Origin of the sequence: Ferrovibrio sp., from assembly GCF_002796975.1 — a bacterium.
Classification (GTDB): domain Bacteria; phylum Pseudomonadota; class Alphaproteobacteria; order Ferrovibrionales; family Ferrovibrionaceae; genus Ferrovibrio.
The window spans coordinates 318,660-336,674 of record NZ_PEKV01000004.1 but is presented as its reverse complement, the minus strand read 5'-3'; the positions used below and the strand labels follow the sequence as shown (position 1 = coordinate 336,674).

At 61.2% G+C, this 18,015-nt stretch carries 20 protein-coding genes; all 20 read left to right on the top strand.

What is annotated here, in order from left to right; all coding sequences use genetic code 11:
• Window positions 1-33 precede the first annotated feature (33 nt).
• The 20 genes from CTR53_RS04325 (at window position 34) to CTR53_RS04230 (ending at window position 18,015) form a co-directional block, all read left to right on the top strand.
• Entirely contained in the window at window positions 34-510 is a 477-nt protein-coding gene (locus tag CTR53_RS04325) for an Lrp/AsnC family transcriptional regulator (protein WP_290809567.1), read from the top strand.
• A 431-nt stretch (window positions 511-941) separates the two neighbouring features.
• Window positions 942-2,579, top strand: a complete 1,638-nt coding sequence (ccoN, locus tag CTR53_RS04320; protein WP_290809566.1) for a cytochrome-c oxidase, cbb3-type subunit I — start codon at window positions 942-944, stop codon at window positions 2,577-2,579.
• Window positions 2,580-2,584: 5 nt separating this feature from the next.
• Window positions 2,585-3,319 (top strand): cytochrome-c oxidase, cbb3-type subunit II, encoded by a 735-nt coding sequence (gene ccoO, locus CTR53_RS04315; protein ID WP_290809565.1) that lies wholly within the window; start codon window positions 2,585-2,587, stop codon window positions 3,317-3,319.
• Between the two features lie 4 nt (window positions 3,320-3,323).
• The gene (locus CTR53_RS04310) at window positions 3,324-3,497 is read left to right on the top strand and encodes a cbb3-type cytochrome c oxidase subunit 3 (RefSeq protein ID WP_290809564.1); all 174 of its coding nucleotides are present in this window, start codon (window positions 3,324-3,326) and stop codon (window positions 3,495-3,497) included.
• Window positions 3,488-4,360, top strand: a complete 873-nt coding sequence (gene ccoP / locus CTR53_RS04305; RefSeq protein WP_290809563.1) for a cytochrome-c oxidase, cbb3-type subunit III — start codon at window positions 3,488-3,490, stop codon at window positions 4,358-4,360. Before CTR53_RS04310 ends, ccoP begins: the two co-directional genes overlap by 10 nt.
• Window positions 4,361-4,363: 3 nt before the next feature.
• Window positions 4,364-4,546, top strand: coding sequence for a hypothetical protein (locus CTR53_RS04300; protein ID WP_290809562.1), 183 nt, complete (start codon window positions 4,364-4,366; stop codon window positions 4,544-4,546).
• Between the two features lie 13 nt (window positions 4,547-4,559).
• Window positions 4,560-5,360, top strand: coding sequence for a DUF2189 domain-containing protein (locus CTR53_RS04295; protein WP_290809561.1), 801 nt, complete (start codon window positions 4,560-4,562; stop codon window positions 5,358-5,360).
• Window positions 5,361-5,427: 67 nt separating this feature from the next.
• Window positions 5,428-7,623, top strand: coding sequence for a heavy metal translocating P-type ATPase (locus tag CTR53_RS04290; RefSeq protein WP_290809560.1), 2,196 nt, complete (start codon window positions 5,428-5,430; stop codon window positions 7,621-7,623).
• On the top strand, window positions 7,623-7,775 hold the full coding sequence (ccoS, locus tag CTR53_RS04285; protein WP_290809559.1) for a cbb3-type cytochrome oxidase assembly protein CcoS: 153 nt from the start codon (window positions 7,623-7,625) through the stop codon (window positions 7,773-7,775). Before CTR53_RS04290 ends, ccoS begins: the two co-directional genes overlap by 1 nt.
• Before the next feature lie 139 nt (window positions 7,776-7,914).
• Window positions 7,915-9,057, top strand: a complete 1,143-nt coding sequence (locus CTR53_RS04280; protein WP_290809558.1) for an ABC transporter substrate-binding protein — start codon at window positions 7,915-7,917, stop codon at window positions 9,055-9,057.
• 75 nt (window positions 9,058-9,132) lie between these two features.
• Window positions 9,133-10,011: a branched-chain amino acid ABC transporter permease gene (locus CTR53_RS04275; protein WP_290809557.1), complete on the top strand. Its 879-nt coding sequence runs from the start codon at window positions 9,133-9,135 to the stop codon at window positions 10,009-10,011.
• On the top strand, window positions 10,008-11,000 hold the full coding sequence (locus CTR53_RS04270) for a branched-chain amino acid ABC transporter permease (RefSeq protein WP_290809556.1): 993 nt from the start codon (window positions 10,008-10,010) through the stop codon (window positions 10,998-11,000). The genes CTR53_RS04275 and CTR53_RS04270 overlap by 4 nt, the downstream gene beginning before the upstream one ends.
• Window positions 10,997-11,755 carry an ABC transporter ATP-binding protein gene (locus tag CTR53_RS04265; RefSeq protein ID WP_290809555.1) on the top strand — a complete coding sequence of 253 codons (759 nt, stop codon included), beginning with the start codon at window positions 10,997-10,999 and terminating at the stop codon, window positions 11,753-11,755. Before CTR53_RS04270 ends, CTR53_RS04265 begins: the two co-directional genes overlap by 4 nt.
• On the top strand, window positions 11,748-12,482 hold the full coding sequence (locus CTR53_RS04260) for an ABC transporter ATP-binding protein (RefSeq protein ID WP_290809554.1): 735 nt from the start codon (window positions 11,748-11,750) through the stop codon (window positions 12,480-12,482). The genes CTR53_RS04265 and CTR53_RS04260 overlap by 8 nt, the downstream gene beginning before the upstream one ends.
• A 119-nt stretch (window positions 12,483-12,601) precedes the next feature.
• A complete protein-coding gene (locus CTR53_RS04255; protein ID WP_290809553.1) occupies window positions 12,602-13,432 on the top strand; it encodes a GntR family transcriptional regulator in 831 nt (276 codons plus the stop codon).
• Complete coding sequence (locus tag CTR53_RS04250) at window positions 13,432-14,652, top strand: ABC transporter substrate-binding protein (RefSeq protein WP_290809552.1); 1,221 nt, start codon at window positions 13,432-13,434, stop codon at window positions 14,650-14,652. The genes CTR53_RS04255 and CTR53_RS04250 overlap by 1 nt, the downstream gene beginning before the upstream one ends.
• 60 nt (window positions 14,653-14,712) lie before the next feature.
• Window positions 14,713-15,585, top strand: coding sequence for a branched-chain amino acid ABC transporter permease (locus CTR53_RS04245; RefSeq protein WP_290809551.1), 873 nt, complete (start codon window positions 14,713-14,715; stop codon window positions 15,583-15,585).
• Between the two features lies 1 nt (window position 15,586).
• Window positions 15,587-16,576: a branched-chain amino acid ABC transporter permease gene (locus CTR53_RS04240; RefSeq protein ID WP_290809550.1), complete on the top strand. Its 990-nt coding sequence runs from the start codon at window positions 15,587-15,589 to the stop codon at window positions 16,574-16,576.
• The gene (locus CTR53_RS04235) at window positions 16,569-17,321 is read left to right on the top strand and encodes an ABC transporter ATP-binding protein (protein ID WP_290809549.1); all 753 of its coding nucleotides are present in this window, start codon (window positions 16,569-16,571) and stop codon (window positions 17,319-17,321) included. The genes CTR53_RS04240 and CTR53_RS04235 overlap by 8 nt, the downstream gene beginning before the upstream one ends.
• Window positions 17,314-18,015 carry an ABC transporter ATP-binding protein gene (locus tag CTR53_RS04230; RefSeq protein ID WP_290809548.1) on the top strand — a complete coding sequence of 234 codons (702 nt, stop codon included), beginning with the start codon at window positions 17,314-17,316 and terminating at the stop codon, window positions 18,013-18,015. Before CTR53_RS04235 ends, CTR53_RS04230 begins: the two co-directional genes overlap by 8 nt.

Genomic DNA, 18,015 nt, shown 5'->3' with positions numbered 1-18,015 from the left:
GTTTTCGCAAAATCTTTGCGTGTGAGGTGGGTTATGAGCAAAGAAGTTGTCGTGCTGGATCAGATCGACAAAAGAATCGTCAAGGCGCTGCAGGATAATGCGCGCCTTTCCAGCCAGGAACTATCCGCTCAGGTCGGCATCTCGGCCTCGCCCTGCTGGCGCCGGGTGAAGGCGCTGGAGGAGGCGGGGGTGATCACGAAATACGTCACCCTGGTCGATCCGGAAGCGCTCGGCCTGTCGATCAGCATCTTCACCAGCGTGTCGCTCGACAAGCAGATCGAGACAGCGCTGGAAACCTTCCAGAAAGCGGTGCGCAAGCGACCGGAAGTGATGGAATGCTATCTGATGACCGGCGATTTCGACTATCTGCTGCGCGTCGTCGTCGGCAGCCTGCATGACTACGAGCGTTTCCTGCTCGACCATCTGACGAGGATTCCCGGTGTTGCGAGCATCAAATCCAGCTTTGCGCTCAAGCAGGTGAAGTATACCACGGCGCTGCCGGTCGGCTGATTTCGCTCGTGTCTGGCGCGTACTGCGAGGATCGCGTGATCTCGTCGGTACCCGCATCGACCGATGATGTCTGCAGTGTGCCTGCGACCCGGCAGGTTACCGAATATTTAGCGGTGTCGTTCTGGCGAACACATCCATCCCTGCGGACAGGCTCACCTATCCCTTAGCATAGTGAAGCATGATGCGGTGGCGTCGTATTGTGCGGGGACGCTAATCGGAAGCATTTGAGACACCAGCACAATTAACGATTCTCTCTCGGCTATGATGGATGTGACGTAGTTGCCGCGTACATGCCGCGCCGCATACGAATTTCGTAGTGACTCGAAAATGCTCACTGATTCTGCGGCAATATATCCCATCATTTCCGAGTACCGCTCTTGCGGGTATCGGATTACCTTTCATGCAAACGGATTATCGGTGGGAAGACGACGATGGTTACGCAGCTTACCCAGAATGAACGCTTCCTGGGCCTGATCATTCTGATCGCGCTGGGATGCCTTGGCCTCGTGATGGCGGCGGCCGGACAGCATGACCCGATCGGCATGCATGGCTGGCTGGTTGTCGTCTGCTCTATCGTGATGATTTTCGTGCTGGCCAACGGCTACTTCGCACCCGAGCCGAGCGAAGCGCGGCTTGAGCATTACTACGACGATCCCAGCAAGGTCGGCATCGTGGTGGCGATGCTCTGGGCGATCTTTGGTATGTTCATCGGCGACTGGGTTGCCTGGCAGCTGGTCTATCCCGATCTCACCTTCGACGCGGCCTGGTCCAGCTTCGGTCGTATCCGTCCCGCCCACACCACCGGCGTGATCTTCGGCTTTGGCGGCAATGCGCTGATCGCAACGTCATTCCACGTTCTGCAGCGTACAACGCGGGCACGCCTGCCTGACCAGTTGAGCCCATGGTTCGTGCTGCTCGGCTACAACCTGTTCTGCCTGATCGCTATCAGCGGCTACTTCATGGGCATCACCCAGTCGAAGGAATATGCCGAACCGGAATGGTATGCCGATATCTGGCTGGTGATCGTGTGGGTTACCTATTTCCTGATCTACCTGCGCACGCTGGCGCGCCGTCGCGAGCCGCATATTTATGTGGCAAACTGGTATTACATGGCCTTCATCCTGGTGGTGGCGATCCTGCATATCGTCAACAACCTGGCCATGCCGATCGCCTGGAATCAGGCCAAAAGCTATTCAGCCTTTTCCGGTGTGCAGGATGCGATGACGCAATGGTGGTACGGTCATAACGCCGTCGCCTTCTTCCTGACCGCGGGCTTCCTCGGTATGATGTACTACTACATGCCCAAGCGAGCCGGCCGTCCGATCTTCTCGTATCGCCTGTCGATCATTAGCTTCTGGGGCATCACCTTCATGTATATGTGGGCGGGCTCGCACCATCTGCATTACACGGCGCTGCCGCACTGGGTGCAGACGCTGGGCATGACTTTCTCGGTGATGCTGCTGGTGCCCAGCTGGGCCTCGGCCACCAATGCGCTGCTGACGCTGAACGGTGCCTGGCACAAGGTGCGCGATGACGCCACTTTGCGCTTCATGATGATGGCGGCGATCTTTTATGGCCTCTCCACCTTCGAAGGTTCGTTCATGGCGATCCGCGCGGTGAATTCGCTGTCGCATTACACCGACTGGACGGTCGGCCACGTGCATGCCGGCGCGCTGGGCTGGGTGGCGCTGATCACCTTCGGCTCGATCTACGCCGTCGTGCCCTGGCTGTGGAAGCAGCCGCGCATGTACTCGCCCAAGCTGATCGAATGGCACTTCTGGCTCGCGATGGCCGGCACGCTGATCTATGTCTTCGCGATGTGGAACTCGGGCGTGATCCAGGGCTTGATGTGGCGCACGTACAACGAAAGCGGCACGCTGTCATACTCGTTCATCGACTCGCTGGTGGCGATGCATCCGTACTATTTTGCGCGCGCTTTCGGCGGCCTGCTGTTCCTGCTCGGCGCCATCATCGGATTCTACAATGTGTTGATGACCATCCGCATGGCGGCCAATGTCGAAACCGGCGATGAAGCCGTGATCGGCAATCCCGCCGCGGCCGGGGAGTAGGTCAGATGTCGATCTTCGGTCTGCATTACAAACTGGAACGCAGCGCCATCGGTTTCACGTTGGCCGTCATCGTGGCCGCCAGCATCGGCGGTCTGGTCGAGATCGCACCGCTGTTCACTATCGACGAGACGGTGGAGCCGGCACCCGATATGCGTGTTTACACCCCGCTGGAACTGGCCGGGCGCAACATCTACATCCGCGAAGGCTGCTATGCCTGTCATTCGCAGATGATTCGCACACTGCGAGACGAAGTGGAACGCTATGGACCATATTCGCTTGCGGTGGAGTCGAAATACGACCACCCGATGCTCTGGGGCTCCAAGCGCACTGGGCCTGATCTGGCTCGCGTCGGCAGCAAGTATTCCGATCAATGGCATGTGGCGCACCTGATCAATCCGCGCGACGTGGTGGTCGAGTCCAAGATGCCTCCCTATGGCTGGCTGATGCGCAACAAGCTTGAGCTGAACGACCTCGGTCTGCATCTGAAGGCAATGCGCAAAGTCGGCGTGCCCTACAGCGATGCGCAGATCGCCAATGCGGTGAAGGATGCTATCGGGCAGGCTTCGCCCGACAGCGATGAAGCGACTGGCGTATCCGAACGTTATGGCGAGGCGACCAACGTGCGCGCCTTTGACGGCTTGCCCGGCACGGTGACCGAGATGGATGCAGTGGTGGCGTATCTGCAGATACTCGGCCGCCTGACCGATGCGGCCCACAAGACGCCGATGAAGGCGGAGTAACACCATGTTCGACTTTGACCACGGCAGCATCGTCGCCTTCTCGAAATCCTTCGGGCTGTTCTACCTGATCGCCCTCTCGATCGGTGTGCTGATCTACGTCTACTGGCCCTCCAACAAGCAGCGCTTCGAGGACGCGGCCCGCAACATCATCCATGATGAGGACAAGCCATGTCGGTAGGCGAGCGCGATCCCTACACCGGTCATATGACGACCGGGCATGAATGGAACGGCATCAAGGAGCTGAACGCCCCGGTGCCGAAGGCGGTGCTGTTCTTCCTGGCTGCGACCTTCATCTTCGCGCTTGGCTACTGGATTCTGATGCCGGCCTGGCCGACAGGCGTCGCTTATACCAGAGGCCTGCTCGGCATCGATCAGCGTATGACCGTCGCGGAAAGCGTGGCGGCTGCGACGCGGGATCGCGCCGTCTGGGCGCAGAAGGTCATCGACGGCGACTATGCTGCCGTGCAGGCCGATGTCGCGCTCATGCGCACCGTGCGCCAGACCGGTCGCACGCTGTTCGGCGACAACTGCGCCGTCTGCCATGGCCAGCAAGGCCAGGGCGGCAAGGGCTATCCGGCGATTGCCAAGGCTCCCTGGCTGTGGGGCGGTGAGCCGGAAACAGTGGCCGAAACCATTCGCGTTGGCATCAATGCCGCGCATCCCGATACCCGCGTGTCTCAGATGATGGCTTTTGGTCGCGACAATATCCTGGAGCGTCCGGAGCTGCTCAAAGTCGCAGCCTATGTACATTCGCTGTCGCACAAGTCCGACGCACCTGCCGCCACGCTGAAGGACGGCAAGGCTGTGTTCGAGGCCAATTGCGTTGCCTGTCACGGCGACGATGCCAAGGGCAAGCGCGACGTCGGCGCACCTGACCTGACCGACAATTTCTGGATTTATGGCAGCGATCTGCAGGGCATCTACGAGACAATTTATAGGGGGCGTCAGGGCCAGATGCCGGGCTGGGAAAATCGCCTGTCGTCGCTGGAGCGCAAGATCCTGACGCTCTACCTGCTCGACCTGCGCCAGACCAGGAACTGAAGCATGACCGTGACGCGCAAAAAGCTGGCCATATATCTCGGCATCGCCGCTGCAGTATTGCTGCTGGTGCTGGCCAATGCGCACCTGGTCTATGTCGCCACCACATCGCAGCCCGGCTGCGTGGCCCATTTGAAGTCTTCCGGCGAAGCGACCGGAAACTTCCGGGCTGCGCGCTCGTCCTGCTGACGGAGAGATTGCCATGACGACGATTCCGGCCGTTGTTCCGCCGCTACCGCGCGAAAAAGCATACAGCCGCAACCTTGCGCCGGGCGTAGCGTTCGCTTGGCTGAGTGCCGGCTGGCGCGATCTCCGGGTCAAACCCAGCATCAGCCTTTTTTACGGCTTCGGCGTTTTCTTCGCTTCGTTGATCATCGTCGTCGGTCTGTTCCGGCTCGAACTCGATTACATCCTGTTCCCGGCGCTGGCTGGATTCATGGTGATCGGTCCGGCCCTGGCCGTCGGCCTGTATGAGAAAAGCCGCCGGCTCACCGCCGGCGAGCCGGTGATGTTCGGCGAGATCCTGTTCGTACAGGCGAAGGCCGGAGCGCAAATTCTATTCATAGGCGCCATTCTCTGCCTGCTAATGCTGACCTGGATGCGTGCCGCCGTGATCATCTATGCGTTGTTCTTCGGTCTCACCCCGTTCCCGGGACTGGAGCATATCGCGCCGATGCTGTTCACCACGCCGCTCGGCTGGGCTATGCTGATCGTGGGCGGTGCGGTTGGTGGGTTGTTCGCGGCGTTTTCGTTTGCCATCAGCGTCTTCTCGATCCCGATGCTGCTGAACGAGGATGTCGACGCCTTCACCGCGATGGGCACCAGCATGGTCTTGGTCTGGAACAATCTCGCTGTCATGCTGGCCTGGGGCGCTATCGTGCTGCTGCTGTTTCTGCTCAGCCTGATCACCGGCACGCTCGGCCTGGTGCTGGTCTTCCCGCTGGTCGGCCATGCCACCTGGCATGCCTACAAGGCAATCCGGCAACCGGTCAAAGAAGTCTAGAATGAGCTGCTGCCTGCCAGGGAATGTGCCAGAAAGACGGCCGCAGGAGACCGGCCAGGAATGGCTGGTGGGCCCTTCGCAGCAGGAAATCCTGCTGGCAAGTCATTCGATTGGTGATGGCCTGCAGCAGACTGAAGTCTCGGTTCCGACGATCCATTGCGGCGGCTGTATCCACACCATTGAGCAGGGCTTGAGCAGCCTGCCCGGCATTGCCCGGGCACGCGTCAATCTGTCGACTAAAAGGGTCACGGTGCAGTGGCGGCAGGCCTCGCCGCCACCGCTGTTCGCCACGCTGGATCGCCTTGGCTATCCTGCACATCTGTACGATCCTGGTGACAACGACAAAGACCCGGTGCTGACTCAGCTGCTGCGCGCACTGGCCATCTCGGGCTTCGCCGCCGGCAACGTGATGCTGTTCTCGATGTCGATCTGGGCCGGGGCCGATGCGGCCTCGCGCGACCTGTTCCACTGGCTGTCGGCGCTGGTGTCGATCCCGTCGGCGGCGTATTCGGGCCAGATCTTTTTCCGCTCGGCCTGGCAGGTGCTGCGCCGTGGCCAGGCCAACATGGACGTGCCGATCTCGATCGGCGTGCTGCTCGCCTTCGGCATGAGCATATACGACACCGTTACTCATGGCGAATACGCTTATTTCGATGCAGCCATCTCTTTGCTGTTCTTCCTGCTGATTGGCCGCGTGCTCGACCACATGATGCGCGAGCGTGCACGGCAGGCAGTGAAAGGCCTGGAGCGTATGGCGGCACGCGGCGCCGTGGTGCGCCGGGCTGATGGCAGTCACGATTATCTTCCGGTCAACGAACTGCAGCCCGGGATGCAGATCATTCTGGCCGCTGGCGAGCGCGTGCCGGTCGATGGTCGGGTGATCGCCGGTACCTCCGATATCGACTGCGCGCTGGTCAACGGTGAAAGCCAGCCGCAGGCTGCCGGTATCGGCACCGAACTGCAGGCCGGTACATTAAACCTGACCGCGCCGCTGACACTGCAGGCCACGACGACGGCACAGAATTCCTTTCTGGCCGAAATGCTGCGTCTGATGGAAGCTGCCGAGTCCGGCCGCGCCGGATATCGACGTATTGCCGATCGCGCCGCGCAGCTTTATGCCCCCGTCGTGCATACCGCTGCTTTCGTCAGCTTCGTCGGCTGGATGCTGGCGATGGGCGATGTGCATCGCGCCCTCACCATTGCAATTGCCGTCTTGATTATTACTTGCCCCTGTGCGTTGGCACTTGCCGTGCCAATGGTGCAGGTAGTCGCGGCGCGTCGGTTGTTCGAGGCCGGCATCATGGTCAAGGACGGCGCTGCACTGGAACGGCTCGATCAGATCGATACCGTGGTGTTCGACAAGACCGGCACGCTCACACTGGGGCAACTTACTCTTACCAATCGCACCGAGATAGATCCGCAGCATCTGGCTATTGCCGCTGCCATGGCCATGCATTCGCGGCATCCGCAGTCGCGCGCCATATCTGCTGCGACGGTAGGGGCCGCATTGCCATTTTCCCGTATCGAGGAACATCCCGGCCTTGGTCTGGAAGCCGAAGCGCTTGGCTGCGTCTATCGGCTGGGTCGCGCCGGCTGGGCGCTTGGTCAAGGGAACGAGGCCGCCGGCACCGTACTGGTGAAAGATGGCGTGCAGTTGGCGACCCTATGCTTTGACGATCGCCTGCGTCCCGACGCCAGGGATGTCGTGACCCAACTGCACCAGCGCGGCCTGCGCGTCGAGATTCTCTCGGGCGACCGGCTGGAGACTGTGGCGGCCATCGCGCAACAACTCGGTGTTGCCGAATATCAGGCTGCCATGCTGCCGGGTGGCAAGGCGGCGCGTCTGGCCGCATTGGCTGCCGAGGGCCGCAAGGTACTGATGGTCGGCGACGGACTGAATGATGCGCCGGCGCTTGCGGCTGCTCACGCGTCGATGGCGCCGGCCTCTGCTGCTGATATCGGGCGTAACGCCGCCGATTTCGTCTTTCTGCGCGACAGCCTGGCGGCGGTGCCGCTGGCTATGGATGTGGCGCGCCAAGCCGGAAAGCTGATCCGGCAGAATTTCGTGTTGTCGCTCGGCTATAATGCCATCGCACTGCCATTTGCCGTTGCCGGTTATATCACGCCTTTGATCGCCGCCCTGGTGATGTCCTCGTCGTCCATTATCGTGGTCGGCAATGCGCTGCGGCTGAACCCACTGCGTCGGGCGCTTCCCGCGCCCCAGGGCAATCTGCCGGACGCGCTGCCGGAAGGGGCGGAGTGATGGATGAGTTCTTCTATCTCGTACCGCTGTCGCTGGTGCTGGGCATCGCCGGCTTGGGCCTGTTCCTGTGGTCGCTGCGCAATGGCCAGTACCAGGATCTCGACGGTGCGGCTGAACGCATCCTCTACGACGAGGACAAGCCGGCCAGTTAATGTTGCTGCGCTGCACAATCGCTGGATCGCGAGAAGACGGCAGCCGGATAATTGACGTTAAATTGCAGCAGCTTCACAATCCCCGCCGCCGTGGCCAGCAGATGTGGCACGGCGAACAAAAAAATTAGCGGAGGACATAATGCAATTTACGAAACTGGCTGTCGCAGCGGCCGCAGCCGCCATGGTACTGGGCAGCCCCGCCTTCGCGCAGAACAGCGTGCTTCTGCCTGTGATCATCGAACTCTCGGGCGGTGGCGCCACGGTCGGCAACAACTGGAAAAATGGCGTTGAGCTTGCCGCAGCCGAAGTGAACGCTGCTGGTGGCATCCTTGGCAAGAAGGTCGAGATTCCGGCCGTCGATACCCAGACCAATCCGGGCGTGGCCCGTGCCGCGATCCAGCGCGCGCTGGACGACAAGCCGGTGGCGATTCTCGGCCCGATCTATTCCGGTTCGGTCAAGGCCAGCATGCAACTGACCGCCGATGCCGAAGTGCCGCAGATCATGGGTGGCGAGGCTGGCGACCTGACCGCGCAGGGCTCGAAATACATCTTCCGCACTTCGTTCGGCCAGAATATCTCGATGCCGAAGCTGGCCAACTATCTCCGCGATGGCGAAAAGGCCCAGTCGGTGGCGGTGGTGTTTGTGAACAACGACTTCGGCAAGGGCGGTCGCGACGCCATCATCAAGGAACTGAACAGCCGTAACATCAAGGTGGTAGCCGACCTTTCGACTGAAGCTGGCCAAGCCGACTTTGCCGCCGACGTGATCAAGCTGAAGAGTGCCAATGCCGATGCCGTATTCATTTACCTCAACGAGGAAGAGAGCGCGCGCTTCCTGCGCGAGGCCAAGAAGCAGGGTCTCAACAAGCCGATGATCGGCGAGACCACGCTGCTGGGCCAGAAGGTGATCGACTTGGCAGGCGATGCTGCAAACGGCGTGAAAGGTCATGTCGGCCTCACCGTCGATGCACCGATCCCGGCCGTGCAGGAATTCGGCAAGAAATTCCAGGCCAAGTTCAACTACAAGCCCGACCACAACGGCCTGAAGGGCTATATTTCGGTCTATATGGTGAAGGCGGCCGCCGAGAAGGCCGGCAAGCTGGATCCGAAGGCTATTGCCGCCGCCCTGCATGGCCTGACCATCACGCCGAACAAGGTGCCGGGCATCCTGATGGAAGCCAGCTGGGACAGTACCGGCGAGATCGACCGCATCAGCTTCCTGGCGGAAGTGAAGAACGGCAAGCAGGTAATCACCCAGACCCTGCCGAAGCTGAAGAACTGAAGTCTGGCGCTCCGGTCGTCGATCAGGTGACCGGAGCGTTTCTTACCGCGGCCTGCCGCGAGGAATGACAGGCATATGGCCGAAATACTCCAGCTGGTGATTGCGGGTCTGGCGACCGGCGCGATCTATGCGCTTGCGGCAATCGGCTTCACCCTGCTCTGGCAGACATCGCAGACGATCAATTTCGCCCAAGGTGAATTTGTCATGCTGCCGGCCTTCTTTGCGCTGGTGGCGATGAACTGGCTCGGCGGGCCGTTCTGGCTGTCCTGCCTTGTCGCTATCCTCGTCTCGATCCTGTTGCTCGGCATGGTCTTCAAGCTGATCGTGGTCGATCCGATGCTGAAGCAGGGCGTGCTACCGCTGGTGATCTCCACCATCGCGCTCGGCCTGCTGTTGCGTGAAGGCGCCAAGGATTTCTACAGCGCCGAGGCGCAGCCTTTCCCCTATATTTTCCCGGATCGTCAGATCAGCGTGCTTGGCGTGCAACTGTCGCTGTCGCAGATCGGCGTATTGCTGATCGCGCTGGCGGTGATTGCCGCTTTGCAGCTGTTCCTATCGCGCACCCGCACCGGCCGGCAGATGCAGGCCACCGCGCAGAATCCGACCGTGGCGCGCATCCTCGGCGTGCCGGTCGAGCGCATGATCATGTACACTTTCATCATCAATGCGGCACTGGCGGCCATGGCCTCGCTGCTGATCTCGCCGATCTATCTGGCGAAATTCTCCAACGGCGAACATCTCGGCCTGGCCGCTTTCGTTGCCGCCATCGTCGGTGGTTTCAACCAGGTGCGCGGCGCCATTGCCGGTGGATTACTGGTCGGCGTGATCGACAATCTGGCGGCGGCCTATGTCTCGACCGGCTATCGCCAGTCGGTACCGCTGATACTGCTGGTGCTGTTCATCCTGTTCCGGCCGCAGGGCCTGCTCGGCCGGCGTGAGGAGCGCGCGGTATGAGCCGTTCTTCGCTGTGCTGGTCGCTCGGCCTTATCCTGTTCGGGCTGGTTTTGGTATTCGCGCCGGTCAACCTGACCGACTACGGTCTGCCATACCCGGGGCTGAAGCGTTACGGCACCTATATCATGACGCTCTGGTTGGTGACGGCCATCGCCGCGATGGGTGTCAATCTGATCGTCGGCTATTCGGGACAGGAAACGCTGGCGCAAGCGGCTTTTCTCGGCATCGGTGCCTATACCGCGGCGCTGCTGACCAAGGCCGGCATTCCCTTCGGTCTGGCTTTTGCTGCCTCAGGGCTGCTCGCCTTCGTCGTCGGCATTCTGCTGGGCATACCGGCGCTGCGCGTGCAGAAGCACTATCTCGCTTTCGTTACACTGGCCTTCGCAGTGATGGCCTGGCTGGTTTTCCGTAACGAACAGTGGTTGACCGGCGGCGTGATGGGACTGTCGGGCATCAAGCGTCCTGTTGTGTTCGGCATCAACACGCGACCTTTCCTGAATTTCTACTGGTTCGTACTGGCGGTGATGGCGGTCATGGCCTTTTGCATGTGGTGGATGCTGCGCTCGCCATGGGGCCGTGCCTTTACGGCGTTGCGCGAAAATCCGGTGCGCGCCGAAAGCCTCGGCGTCGACGTCCGACTTTACAAGCTGCTGACCTTCGCCATTGGCTCGGCCTATGGCGGTTTCGCCGGCGCGCTCTATGCGCCGCTGGTGGAGTTCATCGATCCCAGCCCGTTTGCGCTCAGTCAGTCCTTCCTCTACCTGCTGATGGTGATCGTCGGTGGCGCCGGTTCTTTCCTGGGGCCGTTTGTCGGCGCAGCTATTGCCGTGCTGCTGCCGGAATGGCTACGCTTCACGGAAACCTGGTATCTGCTGATCTATGCCTTCCTGGTCATGGTGCTGATGGCCTTCTGCCCGGGTGGCGTCGTGGTGCTCGTGCTGCGTATCAAGGCCGTGCTACTGCCGCAGGCCGCTAAGGTGCGGCCATGACCAGCGTTCTGGATGTGAAAAGACTGTCTCGGTCTTTCGGTGGTCTGCAGGCTGTACGCAATGTCAGTTTCGATGTGCAGGAAGGCGAAATCCTCGGCATCATCGGACCCAACGGATCGGGGAAGTCGACGCTGTTCAATTGCATCCTCGGTCAACTGGTGCCGGATGAGGGCGAGGTACGGGTCGACGGCGACGTGGTGACTGGTCTGCGCCCGTCCGAACTCAATCGCCGTGGTGTCAGCCGGACTTTTCAATTGCTGCAGGTCTTTCCGGAGCTCAGCGTGCGTGAAAATCTGATCCTGGCCGCACAGGAGCATCGTGGCTCGCGGTTGAAGCGCCTGTTCGGGCCGCGCGATGCCGGGCTGACGCCAGACGCTAACCGCATGATCGAATTCTTTCGGCTTGGTCATCTGGCTGAGGAAAAAGCCGGTAGTTTGTCCTATGGCCAGCAGAAGCTGCTCGATGCCGCCATGGCTTTCATGGCTGGGCCGCGGCTGGTGCTGCTGGATGAACCGGCCGGCGGCGTCAATCTGACCATGCTGGCCAACCTGAAGGAGCGGTTGCAGGCGATCAACGCCGAAACCCGCGCCACCTTCGTGGTGATCGAGCATAATATGGAATTTGTCATGTCGCTGTGCACGCGGATTCTTGTGTTGGCTGAAGGCCGCCTGATCGCGGCCGGCAAGCCGGCCGAAATCCGCAGCAACCCGGATGTGATCGAGGCTTATCTTGGACACCAGGCCAACGATGAGTGATAGCATCCTGCAACTTGATGCCGTGGTGGGCGGCTACGGCAAGATGACCATCCTGAATGGCACCACGACCAGTATCCGCCGCGGCAGGATCACCACGGTGATCGGACCGAATGGCGCCGGCAAGTCGACCATGTTCAAGGCAATCTTCGGCCTGCTACCATTGCGGTCTGGCCGCATCCTGTTCGAGGGCAGGGATGTCACCGGCCATACGCCGCGCATGATGCTGGATGCTGGCGTTTGCTATGTGCCGCAGGGTCGCAATATCTTCCCCGAGCTGTCGGTGCGGCACAATCTTGAGCTCGGCGCCGTCGCGCTGAAGGACCAATCAGGTCTGCCCGATCGTGTCGCCGCGATGCTGAAGGGCTTTCCCATCCTGGCCGAGAAGGCGGACAGTCAGGCTTCTACCTTGTCGGGCGGGCAGCAGAAGCTGCTGGAAGTGGCACGCGGCCTGCTGCTCGATCCGAAGCTGATCCTGATCGACGAACCGTCCATCGGCCTGTCGCCGCTGATGGTGCAGGAGGTGTTCGGCATTCTGAAAGCATTGCGCGGCAAAGGCGTCACGATCCTGCTCATCGAGCAGAATGCCAAACAGGCGCTGCAGATGTCGGATTACGGCTTGGTACTGGAACTGGGGCAGACGCGAATCGAAGATACTGCGGCAAACATCCGCGCCGATCCGCGTATTGCACAGCTTTTCCTCGGCGGCGGATTGCAGCCGATCCGGTGACGCCGTTTCGAACCTTCAGCTGAACCATTGAGCCGAGCCGGTTTCCGAATTCCGGCATTGACTCCCAGGTAAATGTTCTATCAGTATAACAATAGGTGAGGTGCTAACGGAGGGGAACGGTGAAAGTAGTCGACGCGCGTATTCCGACGCCCCTGTATCACCAGATTTTCCTGATCCTGCGCGGCCAGATCGTCGAAGGTCGCCTGAAGCCCGGCGTCCAGGTGCCCGGTGAGGAGGAACTCGCCCGTCAGTTCAATGTCTCGCGCATCACGGCCCGGCGTGCGCTGGCGGAACTCGCCGCTGAAGGCCTGGTCACGCGCGGGCGCGGCAAGGGCACGCATGTCGCGGCCCACGATCACGAACCGCCACCGGTGCATGGCGGCGTGGAAGGCCTGATCGAGAATCTGATGGCAATGGGTCTGAAGACCCACGTCGAACTGCTCGATTTCAGCTATGAACCCGCTGCCCCGGACGTGGCTGCCGCACTGCGGATTGCACCGGGTGAGGAAGTGCAGCGCTCGGTGCGCGTGCGTTCGCTGGCCGATGGGCCGTTTTCCTATCTTATCACCTGTGTGCCCGCCGATATCGGTCGCAAATTCGGCCGCAAGGAATTGGGGCGCGAGCCTTTGCTCGGCCTGCTGGAGAAATCCGGGGTGGTGATCGACAGCGCCGACCAGACACTGTCCGCCACCCTGGCCGATACCCGCGTGGCGCCGGCACTGAAAACGGCCATCGGAGCGCCGCTTTTGCGCATCAGCCGCATCGTGCAGGATCGCAGCGGCCGGCCGGTGGAATACATTGTCGGGCTGTACCGCCCGGATCGCTACCAGTTCCGTATGAGCCTCGACCGCGTGCGCGGCGAGGATCGCAATACTTGGTCGGCCAGCGTGGCGCCGGCGACCGGGGAGTCCAGCGCTGCGCCACGATCCAAAAACAGGGAGAAGAAGTGATGATCAAGACACCGCGCGTATCCCGCAGACATTTTCTCGCCGGAACGGCCGCCGCTGCTGGCGTCGCCGGCTTCCCGGGCATCCTCAAGGCGCAGCCGCGCACCATCAAGGTCGGCGTGCTGCATCCGGTGACCGGTCCGATCGCCCCCTCGGGCCAGCAGTGTCGCCTCGGCGCCAAGCTCGCCATCGACACGATCAATGCCAATGGCGGTATTGCCTCGATGGGCGGCGCCAAGCTTGAGCCGATCTATGCCGACGCACAGTCCAAGCCTGATGTCGGTGCGGCCGAGGTCGAGAAGCTGAACGAAGCCGGCGTCTCTGCCATCATCGGGCCCTTTGCCTCGGGCATCGCGCTTGCCACCACGCAGGCGGCAGCCAAGCACAATATCCCGCATATCGTCGATGTCGGCGTGGTGGACCAGGTGGTGACCCGCGGCCTGACCAATACCTTCCGCTTTGGTCCCGGCCTGAGCAAGATCGTCGACTCGGCGATGGAAAACCTCGTCGCGCTCAACAATCAGGCCGGCAAGCCGGTCAAGACCGTGATGATCGTCCACGAAGAGTCCGCTTTCGGCGCCGGCATGGCCAAGACGCTGAACGAAAAGTTGCCGGCGCTGGGCTTCGAGGTACTGGAGACCATCCCGCACGCCAATCCGACGCGCGATTTCAACAACATCGCGCTGAAGGTGAAGGGCCGCAATCCGGACCTGCTGATCCCGTCGAACTACTATAACGAATTCGTGCTGCTGGCTCGCACATTGCGTCAGCAGAAGATTCGTCCGAAAGCGGTTTATGCCATTCTGGGCGGCGCGGCGTCGCAGTATCGTTTCGTGAAGGAATTCCCCGATGCGGCGGAATTCATCATGGACTGCAATCACTGGTTCGATCCGCGCAATCCGGTGGCGCTGGAACTGAAGAAAAAGGTGGAAGCCGAGAAGGCTTTCTTCTCCTACGAAGTGTTCCTCAACTATGAATGCGTGCGCCTGCTGGCCGATGCGTTGGAGCGTGCTAAGTCGACGGACCGTGCCGCCGTCACTCATGCGCTGGCTTCGTCGGGCTGGAGCAACCACTTCATGCCCTATGGCCCGACCAAGTTTGTCAACGGCCAGAATCAGGGGGCGGCGCCGGTGAACACCCAGATCCTGCAGAAAGACATCAAGGTGATCTTCCCGAAGGACTTCGCCAATGCCAAGCCGGTCTTCCCGGCACCGAAGGCCTGAGGCCTGTATCGCGGCGGAGCCGGGCGACCGGCTCCGCCATTCATTATTCAGCGTGACGGTATGCTTGAATTCTCCATCCTGTTGCCGGCGATCCTGAACGGCCTGACCATCGGCGCGATTTACGCCCTGATCGCGTTGGGCCTCACGCTGATCTACGGCGTTCTGCATATCATCAACTTCGCCCATGGCAGCCTGCTCATGCTGGCGCTCTATGGAGTATTCTTCCTGCACAGCCTGTTCGGTATCGATCCCTATCTGGCACTGCCGGTGGTCGGTATTGCTCTGTTCGGCATCGGCTACGGATTGCAGCGTTTCGTCATTGGCCATGCCGGCCACGGCAGGGATGAAAACATCCTGCTGGTCACGCTCGGCTTATCGGTGATCATCGAAAATCTCGCGCTCTACCTCTGGCGCGCCGACACTCGCACCATCGAAACGCCGTACTCCTTTGAAACCCTCGATTTCGGGATTGCCTTCATTGCTGTGCCGAAGGCCGTGGCTTTCGCCGGTGCACTGCTGGTGGCTGCGCTGCTCTGGTTGCTGATGACCCGCACCGATCTTGGCCGCGCCATTCGCGCGCTGGCCAAAGAGCGCCAGGGCGCCAAATTAGTTGGCATCAATGTCGAGCATATCTTCGCCATGTCATTCGGCATCGGCTGCGCCTGCCTCGGGGTTGCTGCCTGTCTGCTGCTGCCCAGTTTTTACGTCAGTCCGCAGGTCGGCCATGCCTTTGTGCTCGTGGCTTTCACCGTCGTGGTGCTCGGCGGTATGGGTAGCTTTGTCGGCGCGCTGCTCGGTGGCCTGATCATTGGCGTCACCGAAAGCCTCGGTGGCCTGTTCTTTGGCGAAAGCTTGGGCCAGCTCGGCATCTTCCTGATCTTTATCATCGTCCTGCTGTTCCGGCCGACCGGACTGCTGGGCCAGAAGGCCTGACATGCGCACGCCCACTCTTCGCACATTCTGGGCAATTTTGATTTTCGCGCTGGTGCTGCTGCCCCTGCCGCTACTGGTGCGGTCGGAATTCTGGCTCACCTGGGCCACGCTGGCGCTGTTCTATGCCTATCTCGGTCAGGCCTGGAATCTGCTGGGCGGCTATGGCGGGCAGTTTTCCTTCGGCCATGCGCTGTTCTTCGGCACCGGCGCTTATTGCACGGCGGTGCTGCAGATCCACGTCGGCGTCAATGCCTGGGCCGGCTTCGTGGTGGCGGCAGTGGCCGCCGGAATCGTCGGTGCTGCCACCGGCTGGCTAGTCTTCCGCTACGGCCTGCGTGGCTCATATTTTGCGCTGGTCACGCTCGCCTTCGCCGAAGTTTTCCGCATTCTCGCCAACAGCTTCGCCTTCACCGGCGCCGGCGTGGGCTTGCTGGTGCCGCTGATGCCCGGCGCTTGGCAGATGCAGTTTGAGACCAAGGCCGGCTTCTTCTGGTTGCTGCTGGTTTTGGTCATTGCCTGTCTGCTGTTGACCTGGTGGCTGCAGAATGCCCGCTTCGGTGCCCGCCTGATGGCCGTGCGCGAGAATGAAGATGCTGCCCGCGCACTCGGTGTCGATCCGTTCAATACCAAGTTGCTGGCCATCATCGCATCGGGCGCCATTGCGGGCTCGGCCGGTGCTGTTTATGTGCAGCTCTTCCTCTATATCGACCCGGGCATCGCTTACGGTCCGTCCATGTCGATCGAGGCGCTGCTGGTGCCGATCATTGGCGGGCTGGGCACCGTCTTCGGTCCGGTACTGGGGGCATTCGCGCTGCATACAATTGCTGAGATCGGGCGTCTGGTCTTTGGCGAGGCACCCGGCCTCAATCTGGTGCTCTATGGCGTATTGCTGGTGCTGATGGTGCTGTTCCTGCCCAACGGCCTGTTCGGGTTGGGGCGTTTCGGCTTCGGCCTGCGCCGCTATTTCAAGCGGGGAGGGGCCAATGCTTGAGGTCGCCAACCTCTCCAAACGCTTCGGTGGGCTGGTTGCGAGCAACAAGGTCAGCTTCACTGTACAGCCTGGCAGCATCTCGGCGCTGATCGGGCCGAACGGCGCCGGTAAGACCACCATCTTCGCGCAGATCTCCGGCTTCCACCGACCGGATGAGGGCGACATTCGTTTCGAAGGCGCTTCGCTGCTTGGCCTGACCCCGGAGCGGATCTGTATGCTGGGTGTCGCACGCACCTTCCAGATCGTGCAGCCCTTCGCCGGGCTGACGGTTCGCGAGAATATCGCCGTCGGCGCCCATCTGCATCGTGCCGGTCGTAAGGCGGCACTCGGTCACGCCGAAGCCGTGGCGCAGCGCGTCGGCCTCGGTCCGCAGCTCGATAAACCGGCGGCGGCGCTCACGGTAGCCGGCCGCAAGCGGCTGGAACTCGCCAAAGCATTGGCGACCGATCCCAAGCTGCTGTTGCTGGACGAGGTGATGGCCGGTCTCAATCCGGCCGAGATTGATGAGATCATCCCGATCATCCGCGGCATCCGCCAGTCCGGCGTCACCATTCTCCTGATCGAGCATGTGATGCGCGCGGTGATGAACCTGTCGGATCATGCCTGGGTGCTGAACAACGGCAGCCTGATCGCCAGCGGAACGCCAGCGCAGATTGCCGCCGATCCGCAGGTGATCGAGGCCTATCTTGGCCATGGCGCGGCCGAACGCATGCAGCAGGCCCGCATAGAGGCACAGCATGCTTGAAATACGCGGGCTGCATGCTGGCTATAACGAAGTGGAAGTGCTGCGCGGCATCGATCTCAATGTCGCGAAGGGCGAGATTGTCGCACTGCTGGGCGCCAATGGCGTCGGCAAATCGACGCTGAACAACACACTCTCTGGCATCTACCGGCCATTTGCCGGGCGGATTCAGTTTATGGGCCGCAATATCGCCGGCATGCGGAGCGACGCTATCGTCGATGCCGGCCTGATCCAGGTTCCGGAAGGACGCCGGGTTTTCCCGAACCTGACAGTGCAGGAGAATCTGGAGCTTGGCAGCTACCGGCGCGGTCGTGAGCAGCGCAGTCTGAACCTCGAAAGAGTCTATACGATCTTTCCGCGTTTGAAGGAGCGCATCGCGCAGCTGGCCGGCACGCTGTCTGGTGGAGAACAGCAGATGCTGGCGATCGGCCGCGGCCTGATGGCGCAGCCTGAACTTCTGGTGCTCGACGAGCCCTCGCTCGGCCTGTCGCCGCTGCTGGTCGAAGAAATGTTTGGCCTGATCCAGGCGCTGAACCGCGGTGGACTTTCGATCCTGCTGGTTGAGCAGAACGTGGTGCAGTCTCTGGCCATCGCGCATCGTGCTTTCGTGCTGGAACACGGCAGGATTGCGCTATCCGGTGTAGCGAGCGATTTGCTGAACGATCCGGGCCTGAAGGCCTCGTATCTGGGGGTGTGA

Excerpts from the sequence above, each read along its gene's own strand:
- CTR53_RS04280 (WP_290809558.1), top strand. The coding sequence starts at position 7,915 with ATGCAATTTACGAAACTGGCTGTCGCAGCGGCCGCAGCCGCCATGGTA.
- CTR53_RS04270 (WP_290809556.1), top strand. The coding sequence starts at position 10,008 with ATGAGCCGTTCTTCGCTGTGCTGGTCGCTCGGCCTTATCCTGTTCGGG.
- CTR53_RS04250 (WP_290809552.1), top strand. The coding sequence starts at position 13,432 with ATGATCAAGACACCGCGCGTATCCCGCAGACATTTTCTCGCCGGAACG.
- ccoS (WP_290809559.1), top strand. The coding sequence starts at position 7,623 with ATGGATGAGTTCTTCTATCTCGTACCGCTGTCGCTGGTGCTGGGCATC.
- CTR53_RS04325 (WP_290809567.1), top strand. The coding sequence starts at position 34 with ATGAGCAAAGAAGTTGTCGTGCTGGATCAGATCGACAAAAGAATCGTC.
- CTR53_RS04245 (WP_290809551.1), top strand. The coding sequence starts at position 14,713 with ATGCTTGAATTCTCCATCCTGTTGCCGGCGATCCTGAACGGCCTGACC.
- CTR53_RS04265 (WP_290809555.1), top strand. The coding sequence starts at position 10,997 with ATGACCAGCGTTCTGGATGTGAAAAGACTGTCTCGGTCTTTCGGTGGT.
- ccoN (WP_290809566.1), top strand. The coding sequence starts at position 942 with ATGGTTACGCAGCTTACCCAGAATGAACGCTTCCTGGGCCTGATCATT.
- CTR53_RS04295 (WP_290809561.1), top strand. The coding sequence starts at position 4,560 with ATGACGACGATTCCGGCCGTTGTTCCGCCGCTACCGCGCGAAAAAGCA.
- CTR53_RS04300 (WP_290809562.1), top strand. The coding sequence starts at position 4,364 with ATGACCGTGACGCGCAAAAAGCTGGCCATATATCTCGGCATCGCCGCT.
- CTR53_RS04310 (WP_290809564.1), top strand. The coding sequence starts at position 3,324 with ATGTTCGACTTTGACCACGGCAGCATCGTCGCCTTCTCGAAATCCTTC.
- ccoP (WP_290809563.1), top strand. The coding sequence starts at position 3,488 with ATGTCGGTAGGCGAGCGCGATCCCTACACCGGTCATATGACGACCGGG.
- CTR53_RS04275 (WP_290809557.1), top strand. The coding sequence starts at position 9,133 with ATGGCCGAAATACTCCAGCTGGTGATTGCGGGTCTGGCGACCGGCGCG.
- CTR53_RS04235 (WP_290809549.1), top strand. The coding sequence starts at position 16,569 with ATGCTTGAGGTCGCCAACCTCTCCAAACGCTTCGGTGGGCTGGTTGCG.
- CTR53_RS04240 (WP_290809550.1), top strand. The coding sequence starts at position 15,587 with ATGCGCACGCCCACTCTTCGCACATTCTGGGCAATTTTGATTTTCGCG.
- CTR53_RS04260 (WP_290809554.1), top strand. The coding sequence starts at position 11,748 with ATGAGTGATAGCATCCTGCAACTTGATGCCGTGGTGGGCGGCTACGGC.
- ccoO (WP_290809565.1), top strand. The coding sequence starts at position 2,585 with ATGTCGATCTTCGGTCTGCATTACAAACTGGAACGCAGCGCCATCGGT.
- CTR53_RS04230 (WP_290809548.1), top strand. The coding sequence starts at position 17,314 with ATGCTTGAAATACGCGGGCTGCATGCTGGCTATAACGAAGTGGAAGTG.